At 32.0% G+C, this 1,601-nt stretch carries 2 protein-coding genes and 1 pseudogene; 1 reads left to right on the top strand and 2 read right to left on the bottom strand.

Annotation, left to right across the window (positions count from 1 at the left end; all coding sequences use genetic code 11):
- Positions 1-107, top strand: a pseudogene (locus IDG60_RS27520) (M23 family metallopeptidase); the annotation flags it as partial.
- 51 nt (positions 108-158) lie between these two features.
- Here IDG60_RS27520 and IDG60_RS27515 read toward each other — a convergent pair.
- On the bottom strand, positions 159-818 hold the full coding sequence (locus IDG60_RS27515) for an ABC transporter ATP-binding protein (RefSeq protein ID WP_000570070.1): 660 nt from the start codon (positions 816-818) through the stop codon (positions 159-161).
- Between the two features lie 13 nt (positions 819-831).
- A partial coding sequence (locus IDG60_RS27510) for an ABC transporter permease (RefSeq protein ID WP_206160789.1) occupies positions 832-1,601 on the bottom strand: 770 nt, incomplete at its 5' end.

Below are 1,601 nucleotides of genomic sequence, written 5' to 3'. Positions count from 1 at the left end.
GTAGTACGGGTAATTCAACAGCGCCTCACGTACACTTCCAACGTATGTCTGGTGGCATCGGTAATCAATATGCAGTAGACCCAACGTCATACTTGCAAAGTAGATAATACAGTAAATCCCAAGTTACAATATCATACGCAACTTGGGATTTTTTCGTTTTAATAATAGGTATAAGCCCATTGCTTGTCCTCTAAAACATGTTGATAAAAAGGATCTTGGCCAATTAACTTGATATCATCTGCAAGTGCTTCCACTTCATCTAAATGATGGGTAGTTAATATAATTAAACATTTAGATTTCATGATGTTAAGTAGTTGGTGGATGTCATGTCTAGATTTTAAATCAATACCAACTGTCGGTTCATCTAAAATGAGAATTCGAGGTTGACCTAGTAAACCTACTAATATATTAATTTTACGTTTATTTCCACCGGACAATGTAGATACTTTGGCAGACGTATCATCAAAGTTTAATTGCTGTAAATATTCGTTGATAGTTGTATCATTAATTGGATTTTTACAAAGTGATTTAAAAAATTTAATGTTTTCAGCCACTGTCATGTGTTCAAATAACGCAATGTCTTGTGGCACATAACCGATGTGATTTTGTATTTGTCTTTGATTCCATTTTTCGCCGAAATAGTTGATAGTTCCATCATTAGCTTTTTCAATACCAGCAATCATACGAAGTAATGTTGATTTTCCAGCACCATTATCACCAAGTAATACGGTTAAACGATTACTATCAAAGGACATAGTTAAATGATTGAAAATCTGTTTGTTACGGTAACGCTTTGAAAGATTATTAATTTCTATCATCAGTTACGCTCCTTTACATGAAAATAATCAAGTATACGATACCCATAGCAAGTGCATATATAAATGTCATGAATAAACGATGACTTATTGTTTGAATATGGAATAAGATAAAGACGATACCTATCTCATAAATCAATATAAGTAACAATGATTTTAAGTAAAATATTAAGCTGAGTGGTTGAGACAAATATAGACTAACTGCCAATAGTACCAACAATAACAAGATCGTATGTGTCATTACATAAGTACTATATAGTTTGAAACGGCTTAAATGATATTGTGATAATCGTTGCAATGCTGCTTGTTGGTTTAAACGATAATGAAGTACTACTTGAACAGCGCTAACAAATAAAATCACCGCAAAGATTAAGCTAATTGAAATAGAGTGTTGTGCTTGTTTAGTAAGCGACACAAATTTGATTTTAGATTCAGGTGTATGTTTATGATAGGACTTGTTGATAGCATCGATGGATTGATGCTGTTTCATATCCTCAAGGTGTTCATAAATAATGTTAGGAATTTGCTGTTCATATAATGAACTACTAACAATTTCTATAGCAATACCACCTATAAAGTCATCTCTACCATATAACTGTATCGTTTCTTTTAAACGGTTCTCTTTTAATTTTTGAGAGAAACCTTTAGGAATTTGCATGCTTAAAATAGCTTCCTTTTTAGTAACATCATCTTCAATATAGCTTTCATCTTCATCGACTTTTTTAATAGTTACATAGTCAGATTGTTTAATTTTATTGACGAATGATTTTGATGCAGTGGTTTGGT

This window comes from Staphylococcus sp. EG-SA-2 (assembly GCF_017152085.1).
The sequence above is the reverse complement of the archived record's forward strand: the minus strand, read 5'-3'. Positions and strand labels throughout refer to the sequence as shown.